Here is an 18,884-nt window from a genome sequence, read left to right as displayed (position 1 = left end):
TAGTCACGTAGGACCGAGGTAGGCAGTATCGCCGACATTGCGCTTGTCCTACAAAAAATGGCAGCGATTCCTACTCCATTGCTTGTAAGGGTTTAGCATGGCTATCAGTGTTTTCGATCTATTCAAAGTCGGCATCGGCCCGTCCAGTTCCCACACCGTAGGCCCGATGCGCGCCGCTGCGACCTTCGCTCAGGTGCTGATTGATCAACGTTTATTGAACGATGTGCGCCGTGTGGAAATCCGTTTATACGGCTCACTGTCGGCCACCGGCGTCGGGCACGCCACCGACCGCGCAACGGTGATGGGCCTGATGGGCGAATGGCCGGACAGCATCGATCCGGCGACCATCGATTCACGTATCCAGCAACTGCGCGAGACAGGCCAACTGTCCCTCGCCGGTCAGAGAGAAATTGCCTTCGACTGGCAGCGTGATCTCCTGCTGCTGGATGAGAGCCTGCCCTACCACCCCAACGCCATGTCGCTGACAGCCTTTGGCGAAACGGCCGAGCTGTTCGAGCAGACCTATTACTCGGTTGGCGGCGGTTTCATCATCGAGGCGGCAGAAGCCGAGTCCGGTGTCGCCCCGGCGAGTGAAGTGGTGTTGCCGTACGATTTCTCCAGCGCCGCCGAACTGCTGTCGCTGTGCAAACAGCACAACCTGCGCGTCTCCGAGCTGATGATGGCCAACGAACGCGCGTGGCGCACTGACGCGGAAATCCGCCAGGGCCTGCTGCACATCTGGTCGGTGATGCGTGAGTGCGTTGAACAGGGCCTGCGCCACGAGGGGATTCTGCCCGGCGGTCTGAATGTGCCGCGTCGTGCAGCGAAATTGCATCGCAGCTTGTTGGAAATCGGCAAGCCGAACGTGATCAGTTCCACTCTGTCGGCAATGGAATGGGTCAACCTGTTCGCCCTCGCCGTCAACGAAGAGAACGCCGCCGGCGGGCGCATGGTCACCGCGCCGACCAACGGTGCAGCCGGAATCATCCCGGCCGTTCTGCACTACTACATGAAATTCAATCCGGACGCGTCTGACGATGATGTCGTCGCTTTCTTTCTGGGCGCGGCTGCTGTCGGCATTTTGTGTAAGAAAAATGCTTCGATCTCCGGCGCTGAAGTCGGCTGCCAGGGCGAAGTCGGTTCGGCCTGTGCGATGGCCGCTGCTGGCCTGGCCGACGTGCTCGGTGCCACCCCGGAACAACTGGAGAACGCCGCCGAAATCGGCTTGGAACACAACCTTGGCCTGACCTGCGACCCGGTCGGCGGCCTCGTACAGGTGCCGTGCATCGAGCGCAATGCCATCGCCGCCGTGAAAGCGATCAACGCCACGCAAATGGCCCTGCGCGGCGACGGCAAACACTTCATTTCCCTCGACCGGGTGATCCGCACCATGCGCGACACCGGCGCCGACATGCACGACAAATACAAAGAGACTTCACGGGGCGGCCTGGCCGTGAGCTGGGTGGAATGCTGAGGCCCATTCCCTGACCGCCCCGGCAGGCCGCACAAAGCCGCCTGCCAACCGTGAGCCCGAGCAAAAATAATAACGAGGCGATACCGATGACCGATGTACGTACACCTGCTGCCGAAAATCCCGCTGTAGACCGCACACGCAATGCAGAAACGGCCCACAAGGGCTGGAACAAATTCGACACCACCTGGATGCTCGGCCTGTACGGCACTGCGATCGGTGCTGGCACCTTGTTCCTGCCGATCAATGCCGGCGTCGGCGGTTTCTGGCCTTTGCTGATTCTCGCCGTACTGGCTTTCCCGATGACGTTTTTTGCCCACCGTGGGCTGACCCGTTTCGTGTTGTCCGGGCGTTCCGGGGACATCACCGAAGTGGTCGAAGAACACTTCGGCATCGGTGCCGGCAAGCTGATCACGCTCCTGTATTTCTTCGCGATCTTCCCGATTCTGCTGGTGTACAGCGTGGCGCTGACCAACACCCTGAGCAGTTTCCTCGAACACCAATTGCACATCACTCCGCCACCACGGGCGATCCTCTCGCTGGTGTTGATCCTCGGTTTGATGGCGATTGTGCGCTGTGGTCAAAGCGTCATCGTCAAAGCCATGAGCGTGCTGGTTTATCCATTTGTTGCCGCATTGCTGCTACTGGCGCTCAGCCTGATTCCAAACTGGAACGGTGCGTTTTTTGCCAGTGCGCAAGAAGCCATGCCAATGTCCGCTTTCTTCAAGACAATGTGGCTGGCGATTCCGGTGATGGTGTTTTCATTCAACCATTCGCCGATCATTTCCGCGTTCGCGGTTGAGCAGAAACAACGTTACGGCGAGCAGGCCGAACGCAAAAGCAGCGGCATCCTCGCTATGGCTCACGGCATGATGGTCGTCACGGTGATGTTCTTCTGCTTCAGCTGTGTGCTGGCGCTGTCGCCGGCGGATCTGGCAGCGGCCAAGGCGCAGAACATTTCGATCCTGTCGTACCTGGCCAACCACTTTCAGACCCCGGTCATCGCTTACGCCGCGCCGCTGATTGCGCTGGTGGCGATCACCAAATCCTTCCTCGGCCACTACATCGGCGCCAGTGAAGGCTTCCAGGGCATGATCGTGAAAAGCCTGCGCAGCCGTGGCCGGGTGATGTCAGCGAGCTGGCTGAACCGTGCGACCGCCGTGTTCATGATCATCAGTTGCTGGGCCGTGGCAACGTTCAACCCGAGCATCCTTGGCATGATCGAAACCCTCGGCGGGCCGGTGATTGCCTGCCTGTTGTTCCTGATGCCGATGTACGCCATCCGCCGCGTGCCGGCCTTGCGCCAGTATTCGGGGCAGGTGTCCAACGTGTTTGTGGTGCTGATCGGCCTGATTGCACTGTCAGCGATCATCTACTCGGTTCTGCCCTGAAAACGGGCCATTAAAAAAGGCGAGCCGCGTGGCTCGCCTTTTTAATCCCCGTGTTCATTGTTCGACAATTTTCCCGGCACAGCCCTTGCTACATACCTTTAGGAGCTGCCGCAGGCTGCGATCTTTTGCTCTTCGTGACCGAAATCAAAACACTGAAGAGCAAAAGATCGCAGCCTCGTTTCCTCGACAGCTCCTACATGAAAGCAACAAATACAGGCCACGGAATGGCCGATGATCCGGTTGGGCGAACCAACCCGATCACGGCCGGTCAACAACTGCACGTTCAATCAGGCGGTGACGCATCATGGACAATCCTTTTCAGATCATTACCGATGCCTTTGCGCCGGACTATCAGATCAACCTGAGCATTCAAGGCCTGGACGGCAGCATCATGCTGACCCTGTCCAACAGCGGCCGGATCGTGGCCAAGCGCATGATCAGCGCCGAGCAGCGCAACGACCCCGTGCGCCTCAAGCGTCTGGTGCAAAGCATCCAGTTCGGCATTGCCATCGAGCAAGGCCACAGCGCCATGGCAATCCTCGAAGCGATGACCAGCGGCGACGGGCTGACCCCGCCACCACCACGCCTCATCGGCCAGCCCGGGCAAGCAGCCGGGCTTTAAAGCTCGCCCTTCTCGACTTCCGGATGTTCGCTGGAACCGGCGCCAAGTTTGCGCTGCGGTTTCTCGATCTTCACCGAAGGAAATTGTGACGAGGCGTAACGCACCACAAGAATCGAGAACGCCAGCAACAGAATGCCGCCGCACAGGTAGATAATGCCCATGTCCGGCGGGTTGTGGTGCGAGACGTTGGAGATCAGCAAACGGGTCAGCGCGGTGATCGCCACGTAGATCAGGAAGCGCACCGGCATGTGGTTGGTCTTGAAATAAATTCCGACCATCGCCCCAAGTTCGAGATAGATGAACAGCAACAAAATGTCATCGATCTTGATGTGGCCTTCCTCGAGCATCCCGAGAAACTCCATCACCGCCGCCCACGCCGTCACCGCACCGATGGCGAACAGCGCCAGATAGTGAAAGGTTTCGACGAACAGGTTGCCCAGGGACTCGGCCAGTTGATGCACGTTTTGCCGCAGTTTCTCGGCCCAGTTGATTTTCACGATGATGTTCCTTAGCTCGAATGCGAGCGGATGATGCGTGTTGGACGTGACGGTTTTCTGCACGTAACGGTTTTCATGCAGAAAAGAGGCCACGCCATCATGGCGAACCGCCGCCAGACCCGCGCCGTGGCGTTTGGTCGCACCGCTGTGCTTTTGTGGGAGCGAGCCTGCTCGCGAATGCAGCGACACGGTCGGCCTGACAAACCCGAAATCCGGTCTACATTGAAAAGCCACTACCCATGGCGCAGGGATTCGCTTATCCTTTTCGCTGTATATGGATACAGTAGTCGTCAAGACAACTTAATGTGAAGGCATGTGAGGTGGTGAATGGCCGTCGAAGTGGTATACCGCAGCAGCCGAGATCTGGAGCGCTTGTTCATGGATAAAGCCGAAGCTGACCGTCATGACAAAATGCTCGAACTGGCCGAATATCTGGCCGATGTGCTGCAAAAAGCCGTTCCGTCCCTGACTGAACAGCAAGTGGAAGAAGCCGGGATCTACATGGCGAAGAATCGCGATGTGTTCGCCCGGGCGTTCAAGAGCCAGCCGGATGCACTGTCCGAGCTGCTCAATGCACCGGCAGAACCAGTTGAACAAGCTGAGGCGGCGGAACCTGCTGAAGCACCGGCCAAGCCAGCCAAAGCGGCGAAGGCTGCGAAGTAATCCAGCCCGAATTGAATAGGCCCTGAGTCGAATGGCTCAGGGCCTTTTTCATGCCTGTGAAACTCAGCGATACAAAACTTTCTCCGCCAACTCATCTGCCACCCGCGCCGGTGAACGCTTTTCCGCCTGTGCATGGGCGAACACCTCGGTCAGCCGCGAACTGATTTTCGACAGATGCGCAGTAATCGTCGGCAATTCCTCGCCACGATGTTTCAGCGAAACGTAGATCAAGCCACCGGCGTTGATCACATAATCCGGCGCATACAGAATCCCGCGCCGTTCCAGTTGGTCGGCGACATCCAGATGCGTCAGTTGATTATTCGCCGAACCTGCCACGGCAGAGCAACGCAGTTGCGTGACGCTGTGGCTGTTCAGCACACCGCCCAGACCGCAAGGCGCAAGAATGTCGCACGGTGTACTGAGTAATGCATCGTTGGCAATCGGGTGCGCGTTGAGCTGTTCCATCGCCAGTTGTACCTTGCCGTGGTCGATATCGCTGACCAGCAGTTCCGCGCCTGCGGCGTGCAATTGCTCGGCCAAGGCAAAACCGACATTGCCCAGCCCCTGAATGGCGATGCGCAAGCCTTCCAGGTTGTCGCTGCCCAGCCGCGCCATGGCCGTTGACCGAATGCCGGCAAATACACCCATCGCGGCATGCGGAGCGGGGTCGCCGGCCGAGGTGGTGCTGGTGACGTGCTGAGTCTGTTGGGCGATGCAATCCATATCCGCCACCGAGGTGCCGCTGTCGATGGCGGTGATGTAGCGACCGTCGAGCTGTTCGATGCAACGGCCAAAAGCTTCGAACAGCGAGCCACGGTTTTCCACATGAGCCGGGCGCACGATCACTGCCACGCCTCCGCCCTGCGGCAGCCCCGCCAGCGCAGCCTTGTAGCTCATGCCCTGAGCGAGGCGAATGGCATCTTCGACGGCGGATTCGTCATTGGGATAGGCGAGATAACGACATCCGCCCAAGGCTGGCCCGAGGCGACTGTTATGGATGGCAATGACCGCCTTCAACCCGGTGACCGGATCAACGCTAAGGTGCAGCGATTCCAGGCGAGTGCTTTGCATGAGCGCAAACATCGTTGGGCTCCCGAATCACTTCTTGTAGAACGCCAGTATAGGCCTGCGCCTGAAAATTGCTGGAGCGCACCGGAATAAGCGCCCTCGCCGACAACGGCTTTGCGGCATAACCTGACACCTGCGTAGCAGGGGACTGGACGAATCTTGCGGGCGGGGCTAAAACGAGGCATTCCCCGGAGATTTCGATGAGTGCGCGTCAACGTTTTTTCGAATGCCTGCACCGTTCACCGCCCGCGCTGTTCGAAGCCGCGCTGTGGATGGCGGCCGAGCACGAAAAAACGGTCGATCCCGACGCGCTGTTACAAGAATTCAGAGACCTGCAACAACGAGTCAGTTACGGCTTGCCGATGTTGCCGGTCAGTGAACTGGCGCAGCCCCTGTTGCGCCGCATGACTGATCTGGGCTTTGCCCAGGACCACTTCCTGCCGCTGCGCCCGCAAGCAGCGCTGTTGCACAAGGTGTTGCAGACCCGTCGCGGCCAGCCGTTGGCATTGGCGCTGATTGCCCTGGAGCTGGCGCGTGGCCTGGAGATTCCTCTGGTCGGGATCAACTTCCCCGGACACTTCCTGTTGCGGGTGCCCGGCGCTGATCACTTGCTGGATCCGTGCGGCGGCCGGCGTTTGTACCCAAACGATTGTCGCGAACTGTTGCAGCGCCAGTACGGGCCGAACATGAAGCTGACCGCCGAGCATCTGCTGACCGCCTCGCCGGTGCAAATGCTTCAGCGCCTGTCGCGCAACCTGCGGCAGTTGCACCTGACGCATGATGACTTCATTGCCGCGCTGATCGACGCCGAACGGGTGCTCGAACTGGGTGACGCCGGCGCCGCCGATTACCTGGCACGGGCCAGTCTTTATCAGCGGCTCGACTGCCCGAATGCCGAGCGCTTTGATCTGGAGCATGCGCTGATGCTCAGCGACGATCCGATTCAGCGCCTGCGCCTGACTGAACGCCTCAGCCACCTGCCGCCCAACTCCGTCGTCCATTAAAAATAAAAGATCGCAGCCTTCGACAGCTCCTACATTGAAATGTGTATTCCCGTGTAGGAGCTGCCGAAGGCTGCGATCTTTTGCTCTTCAGGATTTGACAGATATCCCCATTCCAACTGCCGAACTTCCTTCGGTGGGCGAACGCACCTGAATGATCAGCAATGCAGCAATTACCGCCGGAATCGCACAGAAGAAGAAAATCTGCGCCACTGGAATGTGCATCGCCAACAACAGGCTGCCGAACAGCGGCCCGAGAATCGAACCGAAACGCCCCACGCCCAATGCCCAACCGGTGCCGGTCGCACGCACATGCGCCGGGTAGAAATTACTGGCAAACGCATTCAGCGTCAGTTGCCCGCCAATGATGCAGAACCCGGCGGCGAACACGCAGGCGACCAGATAACGCGGATTGTCATGATTGAGTCCGAGCAGAATCGTGCACAGCGCCGCACCTGCCAACACCGCCGACAGCAAACGCACCTTGCGCTTCAAGCGGTCAGCAAACCAGGCCATGCAGATCGCGCCCAAGGTGCCGGCGAACAGGAACATCGACGTCACCAGATTGGCTTCGTTGAGTTTCAGGCCGCTTTCCAGGAGCAACGTCGGCAGCCAGCTGATCATGAAATACAACAGAATCAGGCTGACGAAAAACGTTGCCCAGATCAGCAAGGTCGGTCGCGCGTAGCCATTGCGGAACAACTCGACTACGGTCAGTTTGCTGCCCTGCTCGCGTTCGTTCTGTTCGACGCTGGCAACGGGCGGCTGCCAATCCGGCAGCATGCGCGCGGTGACTTTGCGCAGCCGCGCGTACGGCGGCGCATCGCGCAGCAGACGTGGCAACGACTCCGGCAGCATCCACCAGAGAAACGGAAACAGCAGCAACGGCGTGACGCCACCGGCGAGGAACACCGCCTGCCAGCCGAACTGGTCGATGAAGCCTGCGGCGACGAAACCACCGGCTGCGCCACCGAATGAAAAGCCACAGGCCGCCAGCGTCACCATCAAGGTGCGCAAACGCGGTGGTGAGTATTCCGACATCAACGCCATAGCACTGGGCATCGCCCCGCCCATGCCGATGCCGCAGATAAAGCGCGCGATCATCAGCGTGTTCAGCGAATCGGCGAAGACCATCAGCACCGTCAGCGTGGCGTAGATCAGCACGCAGGCGAGCAGAATGCGCCGCACGCCAAAGCGGTCGGCGAGTGGCGTGACAGCCAGGGAACCGAGGGTGAGGCCGAGCAAGTTGGCACTGAAAACAGGCCCGAATGCAGACTTTTCCAGCCCCCAGTCCTGCGCCAGCGCGGGCACTACATAACCGAGCACCTGGGCGTCATAGCCATCGGTGACCAGCAGCAAGGCGAGCAGGATCAAGAGCAACCACTGATAACGGGACACAGGACGGGCGTCGAGTGCCGCGCGGAAGCTGGCAATCTGGTTGTGCATCGCAAGGTACCTGTTTTGTTTTTATGATTTTTTGATGTGGCAACCGGATCGTTCCCACGCTCCGCGTGGGAATGCCGCCGGGGACGCTCTGCGTCCACTGTGACGCAGAGCGTCACGGGATGCGTTCCCACGCAGAGCGTGGGAACGATCAGTTACAGGGGAATTACGGGGTGTCTGGTTGATTGGCAGGATGGGCCTTGATGAATGCTGAATGTTCAGCCGCCAGTGCGGCGACCCGACGAATTTTCGGATACGCCTCAAGACTGACGTTGAACCGCTCCGCTGCATACAACTGCGGAATCAGGTACACATCGGCCACGCACGGCCACTCGCCGAAACAGAAGCCCTCGTCGCCAATCAATTGCTCCACCGTCGCCAGCCCCTGGCTGATCCAGTGACTGATCCACTCGACCACCTGCGGCTCGTCGTGCCCTGACTGGCGCAGGCGATTGAGCACGCTGACGTTGTGCAGCGGATGCACATCGCAACCGATCACCGCCGCCACACCGCGCACCTGCGCGCGGGCGAACAAATCTTCCGGCAGCAACGGCACCTGTGGATAACGTTCTTCCAGGTACTCGATGATGGCCGGCGATTGAATCAGCAAACCGCCCTCATCAGTGCGCAAGGCCGGCACCCGCCCCTGTGGATTGATCGCCAGATACGCCGCTTGCCGATGCTCGCCGCCGGGTGGCGCGATCAGATTGACTGGCAACGCCTGATAGTCGAGGCCCTTCAGCGCCAGCGCGATTCGCACGCGGTATGACGAGGTCGAACGGTAATAGGTATAGAGATCCATAACCCGCTCCTGTCAGCGCGCCGCCAGCACTTTGCCGCGGCACTCGCCGAAGCCGATCGAGGCGAAACCGTCACGGGCACAACGCGCACGCAGGATGATTTCATCACCGTCCTCAAGGAATTTACGCACCTCGCCAGAAGCCAGTTCGATCGGTTTTTTACCACCCTCGGTGATTTCCAGCAGGCTACCGAACTGACCGCTCTGCGGGCCGGACAACGTGCCCGAACCGAACAGGTCACCGGCCTGCAACTGGCAACCGTTGACGCTGTGGTGCGCGACCATTTGCGCGACGGTCCAGTACATGTAGCGGGTGTTGCTCAGCGTCAGGCGATGGGCCGGCAGGTTTTGCTCGCGCATGGCTTCGGTGAGCAGCAAAACTTCCAGTTCGATGTCGAAGGCACCGCCGTCCTGATCGCGCTTGTCGAACAGGTACGGCAGCGGCTGCGGATCACCTTCAGGACGCTTCGGTTGCGCGGTGCGGAACGGTTCCAAGGCTTCAGCAGTTACAACCCATGGCGAGACGCTGGTGATAAAACTTTTCGAAAGGAACGGCCCCAGTGGCTGGTATTCCCAGGCCTGGATATCGCGCGCCGACCAGTCGTTGAGCAGGCAGAAACCGGCAATGTGATCAGCCGCGTCACCGATGGCGATCGAGTCACCCATCTCGTTGCCTTGACCGATCCAGATGCCCAGTTCCAGCTCATAGTCCAGGCGCGCGCACGGGCCAAACACAGGCTCGGTCTGACCGGCCGGTAGCGTCTGGCCTTTAGGGCGACGCACGTCGGTACCGGAAGCACGCACGGTGGAGGCGCGACCGTGATAACCGATCGGCACATGCTTGTAGTTCGGCAGCAGCGGGTTATCCGGGCGGAACAGTTTGCCGACGTTCTGCGCGTGCTCGATGCCGACGTAGAAGTCGGTGTAATCGCTGATGCGTGCCGGCAGATGCAGCTGGCAATCGGCGGCCAGGGGCAGCAATTTTGCGCCTTGGGCTTCGATGTTGCCGCGGTGTGTGCTGCCTTCGCTGAACAGTTCCAGCAGACGGGTGCGCAGTGCCACACGCACCTCGCGACCGAGTTCGAAGAATGCGTTCAACTGGCCGCCGTGCATGGCTTCGACAGCGCTGCGCGCGACACCGTCGAACAGCCCGGCTTCCAGCGCTACTTGCAGATCGAAGATATGGTCACCAATCGCCACGCCAGCGCGCGGCATCGCACCGTTGCTGCTGAACACACCCAGCGGCAGGTTCTGCAGCGGGAAATCAGCGTGGCCGTTGGCCGAGGCAACCCAGCTGCGGGTGATGGAATTCTGCGTCATGGGTTATCTCCGGGTCGGGTCGAACGTGGCGGGCAAAGTGGCCCAGCAGGCGTCATAAGTGGATTGCAGTTGCGGACAGTCGAGGGCGAAGCGGCTTGGGCGCAGCACCTGACTGGTCTCGAACATGAAGGCCATGGTGTTGTCGATCTTCGCCGGTTTGAGTTCGGCGTTGATCGCTTTGGTGCAGGTCTCGCCATCCGGGCCGTGGGCACTCATGCAGCTGTGCAGCGAGGCACCGCCGGGCACAAACCCTTCGGCCTTGGCGTCGTACTCGCCCTGGATCAGGCCCATGAATTCATTCATCAGATTGCGGTGGAACCACGGCGGACGGAAGGTGTTCTCGGCGACCATCCAGCGCGGCGGGAAGATCACGAAATCGAGGTTGGCCAGACCGTGCACGCTGGTCGGCGAAGTCAGCACGGTGAAGATCGACGGATCCGGGTGATCGAAGCTGACGGTGCCGATGGTGTTGAACCGGCGCAGGTCGTATTTGTACGGCACGTTATTGCCGTGCCAGGCGACCACGTTCAACGGCGAGTGATTGAGCTCGGTGGCCCACAACTGGCCAAGGAACTTCTGCACCAGCGTGGTGGGTTGCTGAAGGTTCTCGTAAGCGGCGACCGGGGTCAGGAAGTCACGCGGGTTGGCCAGACCGTTGCTGCCGATCGGCCCCAGATCCGGTAGACGCAGCGGCGCGCCGTGGTTCTCGGCGACATAGCCGCGCGCTTGTGGGTCGAGCAATTCAACACGGAATTTCAGGCCGCGCGGCAGCACGGCGATTTCCAGCGGCGCGACTTCCAGCACACCCAATTCGGTGGCGATGCGCAGACGGCCGAGTTGCGGCACCAGCAGCAGTTCGCCGTCGGCGTTGAAGAACACCCGCTCCATCGAGCGGTTGGCGACGTAGTTGTAGATGCTGATGCCGGCCGGTTTCTCTGCACCCGCGTTAGCGGCCATGCTCACCAGACCGTCGATGAAATCGGTCGGCTCGGCCGGGATCTCCAGCGGATTCCAGCGCAGGCGATTGGGCGTCACTTCACCCAACGGGCCACCGGCCAGTTGCCGCTCCAGTTTGACGAAGGCCGGGTGATTGGCCGACGGCTGAATGCGGTACATCCAGGTGCGCCGCGCTTCACTGCGGGTCATGGTGAACGCGGTACCGGAAAACAATTCGGTATAGAGGCCGTAGGGGGCTTTTTGCGGCGAGTTCTGGCCGACGGGCAGCGCACCGGGCAACGCTTCAGAGCTGAATTCGTTACCGAAACCGGACTGATACGCCAGCGCCTGAGCGGTTGAATCGAGGTTCATGGAGCCTCCTGAACAGGGAGTCGGCAGTGGCCCATCGCTCTGGCTCAGAGGTTTCGGCACGCCGGGGTTGTTATTATCGTAATTCGATTACGCATAACGTAATTTGCTCGCTATCCAGCGTCAAGCTATAAAGACGCCCATTCGTTTCGGAACCCGGCCGCACCATGGAAAAAACCAGCGACAGCAACGGCAAACAGAAAGTCCGCTCCGCCGAAGTCGGCACCGACATCCTCAAGGCTCTGGCCGAGTTGTCGCCGTCCACTTCGTTGTCGCGTCTGGCCGAACATGTGCAGATGCCGGCGAGCAAGGTTCATCGCTATCTGCAAGCGTTGATCGCTTCAGGATTCGCCGAGCAGAACACCGCTACCAACCATTACGGGCTCGGCCGCGAAGCCTTGCGCGTAGGCCTGGCCGCACTCAACAGTATGGACGTGCTGAAAGTCGCCGCCCTGCCGTTGGCCGAACTGCGCGACGAACTCAACGAAACCTGCTTTCTGGCGGTGTGGGGCAATCAGGGCGCGACCGTGGTGCATATCGAACCGGCGGTGCGCGCGGTGACGGTGGTGACGCAACTGGGTTCAGTGTTGCCACTGCTCAGTTCATCGACTGGACTGGTGTTCAGCGCCTACTTGCCCCATCGGGAAACCGATGAGTTGCGCGAGCAGGAAATTGCCGCTGTGGATCATCCATTGAAGGACGAAAAAACCTACGCAACCCTGTGCGAACAGATCCGCGAACGCGGTCTGCATCATGTGCATGGCCTGCTGATGCCGGGTGTGGATGCATTGTCCGCCCCGGTGTTCAACGCCGTCGGCCAGGTCGCCGCCGTGTTGACCATCGTTGGTCCCACTTCATTGTTCCATGCCGACGAAAACGGCCCGGCGGCGCAGCGGTTGCTGGCGGCGACGCGGGCCGTGAGTTGGCGGATGGGTTATGAACCTCTGCAGGCCTGAACGGCGCCAATCGAGCGAGTAACGAGGGCCGTTACTCGCGCAGCTTCATCTGTCAGTTGAGCAGACGAGTGGTGCTGTTCACGACCGCTGGAGGTGCGGTGATTGCTGTCACGTAGTTGATGCTGACTTCAACACCGGTGACGCCTGCCATCACATCGGCGAAATCCCTGACGCTCGATAGCAGAGCAATCGGGTTCACGGGCGCGCCGATCGCCGCCACTTTGCCAACGTACAACAGAATCGCCCCTCGCCACGCCGATGCAAAGTGTGCGTTCGCAGCCTCATCGGAGCCCTGACTGGAAGCCACAATGCCCAGCACAACCGACTGAGTAATGCGCAGTACAGTCAGTGCCAGGCCAAGTGGCGCAATGAACATCGAAGCCACATCCAGGGCAAATTCGGCCAGTACCCTCACATCCTTCCACAGCGCTTCCAGATAACTGCTCGTCTGAAAATCTACATCGGCGACGAGTTGCCCGATTTTAGCCAGGTACTCCTGTTTGAAAGCCAGTACTGGATAACTGTTAGTCAATTCCGGATTACTGGTCGCTACCGGGTTCGAGTCCCAGTAGGTGTCCAGGAGGTTTTTCACTGCTTGCTGATGTTCCAGACGAGCGAGGCTCAAGACCTTTTTGTTGAAGATCACGCTTTTCAATCGACCAGCAAGTTCCTGGACAGGGAAGAAATCCTTGCCACCAGGCGTATCGGGAATATAGACAAAAAACTCATCACGCCCGCTGACTTTGCGCCCAAAAACGTAAGCCCCGACAAGGGCGCGTCCCCTGAGAGTGAACTCGTATACGCCAATGCCCGGCTTCCCACCCGTGGTGATGATGCCCTGACGAGGCAGATCGCGATCAAATCCGTTAATGAGTCCCTGCAACCAGCTGAATTGGTCGAGGGAGAGCTCGCCTTTGATTTTCTGAATCAATGCAGCCCGGAGCATTTCATTTTGTTTTGTTTTTCGATACAGACTGGCTTTCAAGTCAATGTCGGACGCATTGAGGAATTTATCTTTCAGATATTGAAGATACTTTTCACCAGGCCTCAGATCGATCAGATCATTGATAACTCTGGCATTCAGTTGGGCAATGGGCTGTCCGGTAAACGTCCAGAAGGTGGCCTGCCTGAGTTGCTCTCGCAAATTTTCAATCCCGGCTAATTGAGGGTTCACCCAGGTGAAAAATTTCTCGAACGCGCTTACGTCACTGCGCCACTTTTGCCACTGAATAAACAGATCGGTCAGGCTGATCTTCGAGTCTGCGTGAAATTTGACCCATACCTCGTCAGGGTTAATGTCCACAGATGAACCTGTCGGGGCAAAATACTGCTTCAGCTCCGTCTTCACCAAGTGGCTGGCAAACTGTTTGAACGGCTCGACCGCCAGCATTTCCCGGGAATGATGATGAATAGCCTTGAAATCAGCGTTCAGACGATTGAGCAGGTGCTGATCGTTCGAGCTGGCCTTTCTGTACCATTGAGGGGTGGCAGCTTCGGTTTGATCGATACTCCACAAAATGTGATTTTGAACGGCTCCGAACAAAGGCTCCTCTTCGGGTAAATCGACCAACTTAATCTTCGACCACCATTCATTCAGTACCTCAGATGGTTTTAGACTCAGATAATCACTTTGCATCTGCGCACTGTCGCTGGCGTGTGCCTGACTCAGCAAGTACGCCCAGGTTTCAGCCTTGGCCGCCCATTGCGCCAACTTGTGCTGCAGGCTTTTCAGGTCGGTGAATTCAAACCACTCCTGCCCGGCTGGCGAACCCGGTATGTGCAGGACATGAGCGCTGCGATCGGCTGCCACACCTTTCCTGCGATAAACCAGCAAACCATTGAAAGGCTTGAACCAGTGTTTGAGCGCCACGCCCAGCGTTTCAATGGACGTATCGCCGAGGTTATAACCCATCACCAATTTATGAGCTGAAGGTCCCACGTGTTTCTGCAGGATCGCCGCGAACAGGGTCAGCGCTGTTTTACGGCTAAGGACCACTCGCAGCGACCCGGTAACTTCGGCTTGCGAATACAGAAGACGTTGAGCCGTGGTATAGGCAACACGAACGTCCAACGACTTGATGGCACGCAGGATGTTCGATGGACTCAACTTTGGCAGACTGGAGGGGACCTCCGGAACGATCTGATATTGCCCTGCCAGATCATGAGCACCTTGCATAAAGGCCTGAGTCAGCGTTTTGCGCTCGGTGAGTTCCACCTTTTTTCCATCCGCCAGAGGCACGGTATGGGTGACTTTCACGAATACCGTGTCCGGGTCGATACGTTCATCTTTACCCGGCGATATGAAGTCCTCTACGGCCAACCGCGCGTAGTCTTTCAGCGAAGCAACTCCGTGAGTGACCTCATGAAGTTTGACTTCGGCTTCAAGCAGCTCTTTTTGCAGGGAAACATAAACTTCCTGATTGACATCGGAAGTGCTTTTCAACCATTGCGGCCAAGCATTCCGCTCGACATGCTTAATCAGTTGTACCTGGCGTTTTCTGGCCTGATGATTCAAATCGGGCAACGATTGTGCGGCCTCTACGGCGACAACAGTTTTATCAAACTCCGAGCCTGGCTTACCGACAGATTCAAGATACCCAGTGATGTTGCTGTACATCGTCTGAATCCGCTTACCAACGAATCTCTCAAACAAATTCGCACGAACTTTCAAAAAACGAATAGCAGGGACGTATGCGAACCCAACGCGTTCACTGAGCGACAGCGTTTGCAGAAACTCTTCCTGAGTTTCCGAGGAGCCCAGTCGGCTCAACAACGCTTGTTCAAGTTTCCAAATGGAAGAGAACAATTCGAGACCACGATTCGCGCAGTAGAGTACGACAGCGCCCTGCTCACCGGGAACCAACTGTTCATAGATAGGGGTTGTAAGGGGCAATACAAACATCGCGTTCTGCTCGATGTATTTGCCATTCTGACCTTCAATGAAAACCCCGTAACAAGTGCCGGTCAGACTGGGTTGTACGGTCGTACTGATCAGCGCTCGTTGTTGCTGAGTAATGACCCCTTGAATCGTCAGCGCCTCCAGCTCACTAATGAAAAGGTTAGCTTCGAGTACACCTAAAGCAGACTTTCGCGTTAACTGAGGATAAGCTCCACTTGTTTTTTGAACGGTCGGATTTTCCCAGTACTGCCGCACAGTCGCCGTGTAATCAACCGCCAGTGTCTTCAGCAGATCTGCTACTACTTTTTCAATAGCCGAGATCGGGACTTGCGTAAGAATGTCTTCACGACTGGTAAAATTCGGGTGATTGAAAACACCATAATCATTGACATCATAGTTTGGCGGCCGACCACTTTGCAGGCACTCAAGCGCGACATCCAGCAAACGTCCGACCGGCTGTTTATTTTTCGGTTTGGCGCCCGCCACGACATTGACGAACAGGCTGCTTAGCCGCACACCTTCGGAGATCTTCCATAGCGCTTCACGCAACGTGTCCTGCACCACCACTGAAAATGACGGAACAAGCTTCAATTCCTGCGAGATACTTTCCAGGGCTTTCCCCACTTCACGCAGACTTTGGCTTTCGGCTTCTTTATTAATTTCCATAATGGAATCTCTATCAGCTTGATAATGACAAGTGACCAATTACAACTTGCCTCGCCAAATCAAGCTAATTCAGATCCAGAACAAAAAGATACCCACCGCACTGTTTCCAACAGTGTTTAATTACAACACCAACAACCCCCTAAGTTACAACTACAAACATCTAACAACCTCACACCTACATCAAACCCAATGTTCTGGCCCTGGCCACTGCATGCGTTCTACGCATCACCCCCAATTTTATATAGATCCTTCGGACATGAGTTTTAACGGTATGCAATGAAAGGAAAAGTTTTTCTGCGATTTGTTGATTGGAATCACCTGCCGCAATCAATACCAAGACTTGTAACTCTCGCTGACTCAGTGAACTTTCAGCTTCAGACTCGGCTACAACTTGCTGCTTTTCCTCCAGCACAATTGTCGGATCAAATATTTTCGGCGAACGCAGGGTGGCCTGGCGTATCAGCAATTGTGACCCCGAGCGCCGGACAATCTTCAACGCGCACTCCACATGCTCAACCACCCGTAACGACTCGCTGTGCAGCAATGCCACTTCGGCGAGGGCAAAATGCAACTCCGCCTCAAGTGTCTGCGCCCCGCACTTGCGGGCTTTATCCAGCAACACCTGAAGTTGCTCCGAGAGATCACTACCGCGTTGCAAAGATGCCGTGGCCAATATCAGCAAATACTGAATACGCGCAATCAGTTGAACCGTCGCCGGAGGTGCCTGCAACGCGTTCGGCGGTTGATAGTGGCGCAGCACCCGGCTCAACGCCTCATGTGCCAACTGCGCCCGCCCCTGCTGCAGCCAGATCTGGCTACTGACCTGTAACAACACACCACGGTAAACCGTGTCTGGAATCCTGCGTTGCTGCATCAACCGCTCGGCCTCGTGCAAGCGCTCGAATGCTTGCGTGTATTCACAGTGGTTGGCCGCTATCTGCGCCAGCCCCAGATAGCCGAACAACACCCGTTTATCGTGACTGCGCAGACAATCCTCCAGGCCACGTTTGAACAGAACGGCGGCTTGCTCCTCCAGCCCCATGACCAACGCCAATCGACCACGACGCAGGGCGATACGACCGAGCAGCGGCGATGGCCGCTCAGCGCGCTGGCCAAGTAACTGCTCAATGCTCAGTAGCAGGTTGTCAGCGCGGGCTGGAGCACCACGCTGCTCAAGCAACTGCGCGTGATCAAGTTCCAGCAAGCCTTCAAACAGCAAGGAGCCTTGTGCCCGCGCCAGACACAACGCTTCGCGACTGATGGCGTGCGCTTGTTCGAGTTCATCACAGAGCAAGGCTTGTTGAGTCAGCCCTGACAGGCACAGCAACCTTGTGGCCCAGGCATCGCCATCGAGCGCTTCCAGAGCTTGCTGAAAGAGTTCGCGCGCAGGCGTCATACGCCCCTGCAAATGCATCAGCCAGCCTTGTTGCGCTTGCCAGCGTGCAATCAGTTGTCGTTCCAGTGCCGCCGAAGGTTGCGGCATGAACCTCGCCAGGTGCGCGATGCACTGCGTGGCCTGTTCAAAACGGCCGGCAAACAAAAGAGCTGCGGTAATCAGCCCAACCAACTGCGGTGATCCCAAGGTCACTCCTTCGCCCTGAGATTCATGCAGGCGCAACAACAGCACCACCGTTTGCTCTTCAAAAAGATGCTCGAAGTTGAAGTGCTGCAACAGACTCACTGCCGTTTCGAATTCCTCGGCAAGCAACGCCTGCTCGAAAGCCGAGCGCCAGTCCCCGGCAGCGGCGAACCATTGGCATGCCCGACGATGCCATGAGCGGGCCGCAGGCCAGCGCTCATCGCGCATCACCTGAGCCAAAGGTGCAAAGATCTGCAACCACTGGGACGAGTCATTCCATGGTTCGATGAAGCAACCCAGCGTTTGCAGGGTGCGCAGGTAGTCCGCGCCTTCTCCGGCACCGAACAGGTGCTCACACAACTCAGCATTGAAACGCGGCAGATTCGCCAGTACCCGCCAGACCTCGGCCAACTCCGGCGTCAGGCCGCTGAACAGTTCGTGCTGCAAATAATCCAGCAGTGTTTCCACCCTTTGCTGCGGCTGAAGGGTTTGCGACCAGTCGCATTTTTGCAGCAGCGCCATGCGCACCCCGGCGCACCAGCCACCGGTTCGATGAACAATCCGCGCGGCCACACTGGCAGCCTGCTCCGCGGACAGGTGTTTTAACGCCTGAGCGATTTCTTCCGGGGTCAGCGCCAGCGTCGCGCTTTCGCATTCAAACAATTCGTCGTCCAGCAGCAACCGTGGCCAATTGCACTGGGGGCGTCGACGCGCGCCGATCCACCAGATCAATGCCGGGCTGCTGAGCGCCAGCAAGCGGTCCAACAATGCATCGAGAGCCGGATCGGGGAGCCGACAATAGTCGTCTATAAACAGCCAGGTGGGCGCTGACCAGCGTGCCAGTGCCGCCGCCAATTGCGCCTCATCCATTGCTGCCAGCCCCAATGCCAGGCTCAGCCGCCGACAGAACTCCTCCGTACTCAACGACACGCCCATCAGTGGCAGCCAGTGCACCGCACAGTGTGCCGGTGCCTGTGACAAGCATTCGGAGAGCAACGCGCTTTTGCCACTGCCGGGCGGCGCGCAGATCAGCCTGATCCGCGCCACAGTCGTCAGTAGCGGCTCACTCAGTCGAGGGCGAAGTTGATGATGAGAAGAAAGTCTGGGCAAGAATCCGGGGCGATCCAGACAGGCAGTCATGGCGGTCATCGGGTGAGCCTTTTTATCGTTGTGCCCTCACCCTAGCCCTCTCCCCTGCACTTGT

At 58.1% G+C, this 18,884-nt stretch carries 13 protein-coding genes and 1 pseudogene; 6 read left to right on the top strand and 8 right to left on the bottom strand.

The window, feature by feature from the left end:
• The first annotated feature begins 97 nt into the window (after positions 1-97).
• The 3 genes from CKW14_RS12590 (at position 98) to CKW14_RS12580 (ending at position 3,484) form a co-directional block, all read left to right on the top strand.
• Positions 98-1,474 carry an L-serine ammonia-lyase gene (locus CKW14_RS12590; protein ID WP_095125419.1) on the top strand — a complete coding sequence of 459 codons (1,377 nt, stop codon included), beginning with the start codon at positions 98-100 and terminating at the stop codon, positions 1,472-1,474.
• An 86-nt stretch (positions 1,475-1,560) separates the two neighbouring features.
• On the top strand, positions 1,561-2,862 hold the full coding sequence (locus CKW14_RS12585; RefSeq protein ID WP_095125418.1) for a serine/threonine transporter: 1,302 nt from the start codon (positions 1,561-1,563) through the stop codon (positions 2,860-2,862).
• A gap of 304 nt (positions 2,863-3,166) precedes the next feature.
• Positions 3,167-3,484: a DUF3509 domain-containing protein gene (locus tag CKW14_RS12580; protein ID WP_095049793.1), complete on the top strand. Its 318-nt coding sequence runs from the start codon at positions 3,167-3,169 to the stop codon at positions 3,482-3,484.
• Here CKW14_RS12580 and CKW14_RS12575 read toward each other — a convergent pair.
• Positions 3,481-3,981, bottom strand: a complete 501-nt coding sequence (locus tag CKW14_RS12575; protein WP_026000737.1) for a phosphate-starvation-inducible protein PsiE — start codon at positions 3,979-3,981, stop codon at positions 3,481-3,483. The genes CKW14_RS12580 and CKW14_RS12575 overlap by 4 nt on opposite strands.
• A gap of 327 nt (positions 3,982-4,308) precedes the next feature.
• Here CKW14_RS12575 and CKW14_RS12570 point away from each other — a divergent pair.
• Positions 4,309-4,563: pseudogene (locus CKW14_RS12570) on the top strand (YebG family protein); the annotation flags it as partial.
• Between the two features lie 144 nt (positions 4,564-4,707).
• On the opposite strand, the gene CKW14_RS12565 reads toward CKW14_RS12570, so the two are convergent.
• Positions 4,708-5,727, bottom strand: a complete 1,020-nt coding sequence (locus CKW14_RS12565) for a Glu/Leu/Phe/Val dehydrogenase dimerization domain-containing protein (protein WP_095049791.1) — start codon at positions 5,725-5,727, stop codon at positions 4,708-4,710.
• 185 nt (positions 5,728-5,912) lie between these two features.
• On the opposite strand from CKW14_RS12565, the gene CKW14_RS12560 reads away from it, so the two are divergent.
• Positions 5,913-6,716, top strand: coding sequence for a SirB1 family protein (locus tag CKW14_RS12560; RefSeq protein ID WP_095049790.1), 804 nt, complete (start codon positions 5,913-5,915; stop codon positions 6,714-6,716).
• 87 nt (positions 6,717-6,803) lie between these two features.
• Here the strand turns inward: CKW14_RS12560 and CKW14_RS12555 are convergent, their stop codons facing one another.
• The 4 genes from CKW14_RS12555 to hmgA form a co-directional block, all read right to left on the bottom strand.
• Complete coding sequence (locus tag CKW14_RS12555; protein ID WP_095125417.1) at positions 6,804-8,159, bottom strand: aromatic acid/H+ symport family MFS transporter; 1,356 nt, start codon at positions 8,157-8,159, stop codon at positions 6,804-6,806.
• Between the two features lie 163 nt (positions 8,160-8,322).
• Positions 8,323-8,958 (bottom strand): maleylacetoacetate isomerase, encoded by a 636-nt coding sequence (maiA, locus tag CKW14_RS12545; RefSeq protein ID WP_095125415.1) that lies wholly within the window; start codon positions 8,956-8,958, stop codon positions 8,323-8,325.
• A gap of 12 nt (positions 8,959-8,970) precedes the next feature.
• Positions 8,971-10,275, bottom strand: coding sequence for a fumarylacetoacetase (gene fahA / locus CKW14_RS12540; RefSeq protein ID WP_095125414.1), 1,305 nt, complete (start codon positions 10,273-10,275; stop codon positions 8,971-8,973).
• A 3-nt stretch (positions 10,276-10,278) separates the two neighbouring features.
• Positions 10,279-11,583, bottom strand: coding sequence for a homogentisate 1,2-dioxygenase (hmgA, locus tag CKW14_RS12535; protein WP_095049786.1), 1,305 nt, complete (start codon positions 11,581-11,583; stop codon positions 10,279-10,281).
• A 164-nt stretch (positions 11,584-11,747) separates the two neighbouring features.
• Between hmgA and CKW14_RS12530 the strand changes: the two genes are divergently transcribed.
• Positions 11,748-12,536 (top strand): IclR family transcriptional regulator, encoded by a 789-nt coding sequence (locus CKW14_RS12530; protein ID WP_095125413.1) that lies wholly within the window; start codon positions 11,748-11,750, stop codon positions 12,534-12,536.
• Between the two features lie 52 nt (positions 12,537-12,588).
• Here CKW14_RS12530 and CKW14_RS12525 read toward each other — a convergent pair whose 3' ends face one another.
• Together CKW14_RS12525 and CKW14_RS12520 are read right to left on the bottom strand one after the other, a co-directional pair.
• A complete protein-coding gene (locus CKW14_RS12525; protein ID WP_095125412.1) occupies positions 12,589-16,101 on the bottom strand; it encodes a dermonecrotic toxin domain-containing protein in 3,513 nt (1,170 codons plus the stop codon).
• A gap of 175 nt (positions 16,102-16,276) precedes the next feature.
• Positions 16,277-18,829: a LuxR C-terminal-related transcriptional regulator gene (locus CKW14_RS12520; protein WP_095125411.1), complete on the bottom strand. Its 2,553-nt coding sequence runs from the start codon at positions 18,827-18,829 to the stop codon at positions 16,277-16,279.
• Between the last annotated feature and the right edge of the window lie 55 nt (positions 18,830-18,884).

This window comes from Pseudomonas sp. Irchel s3a12 (genome assembly GCF_900187485.1).
GTDB classification, from domain to species: Bacteria; Pseudomonadota; Gammaproteobacteria; order Pseudomonadales; family Pseudomonadaceae; genus Aquipseudomonas; species Aquipseudomonas neuropathica.
Note: the sequence above shows the minus strand (reverse complement) of the source record. Positions and strands in the feature narration are given on the sequence as shown.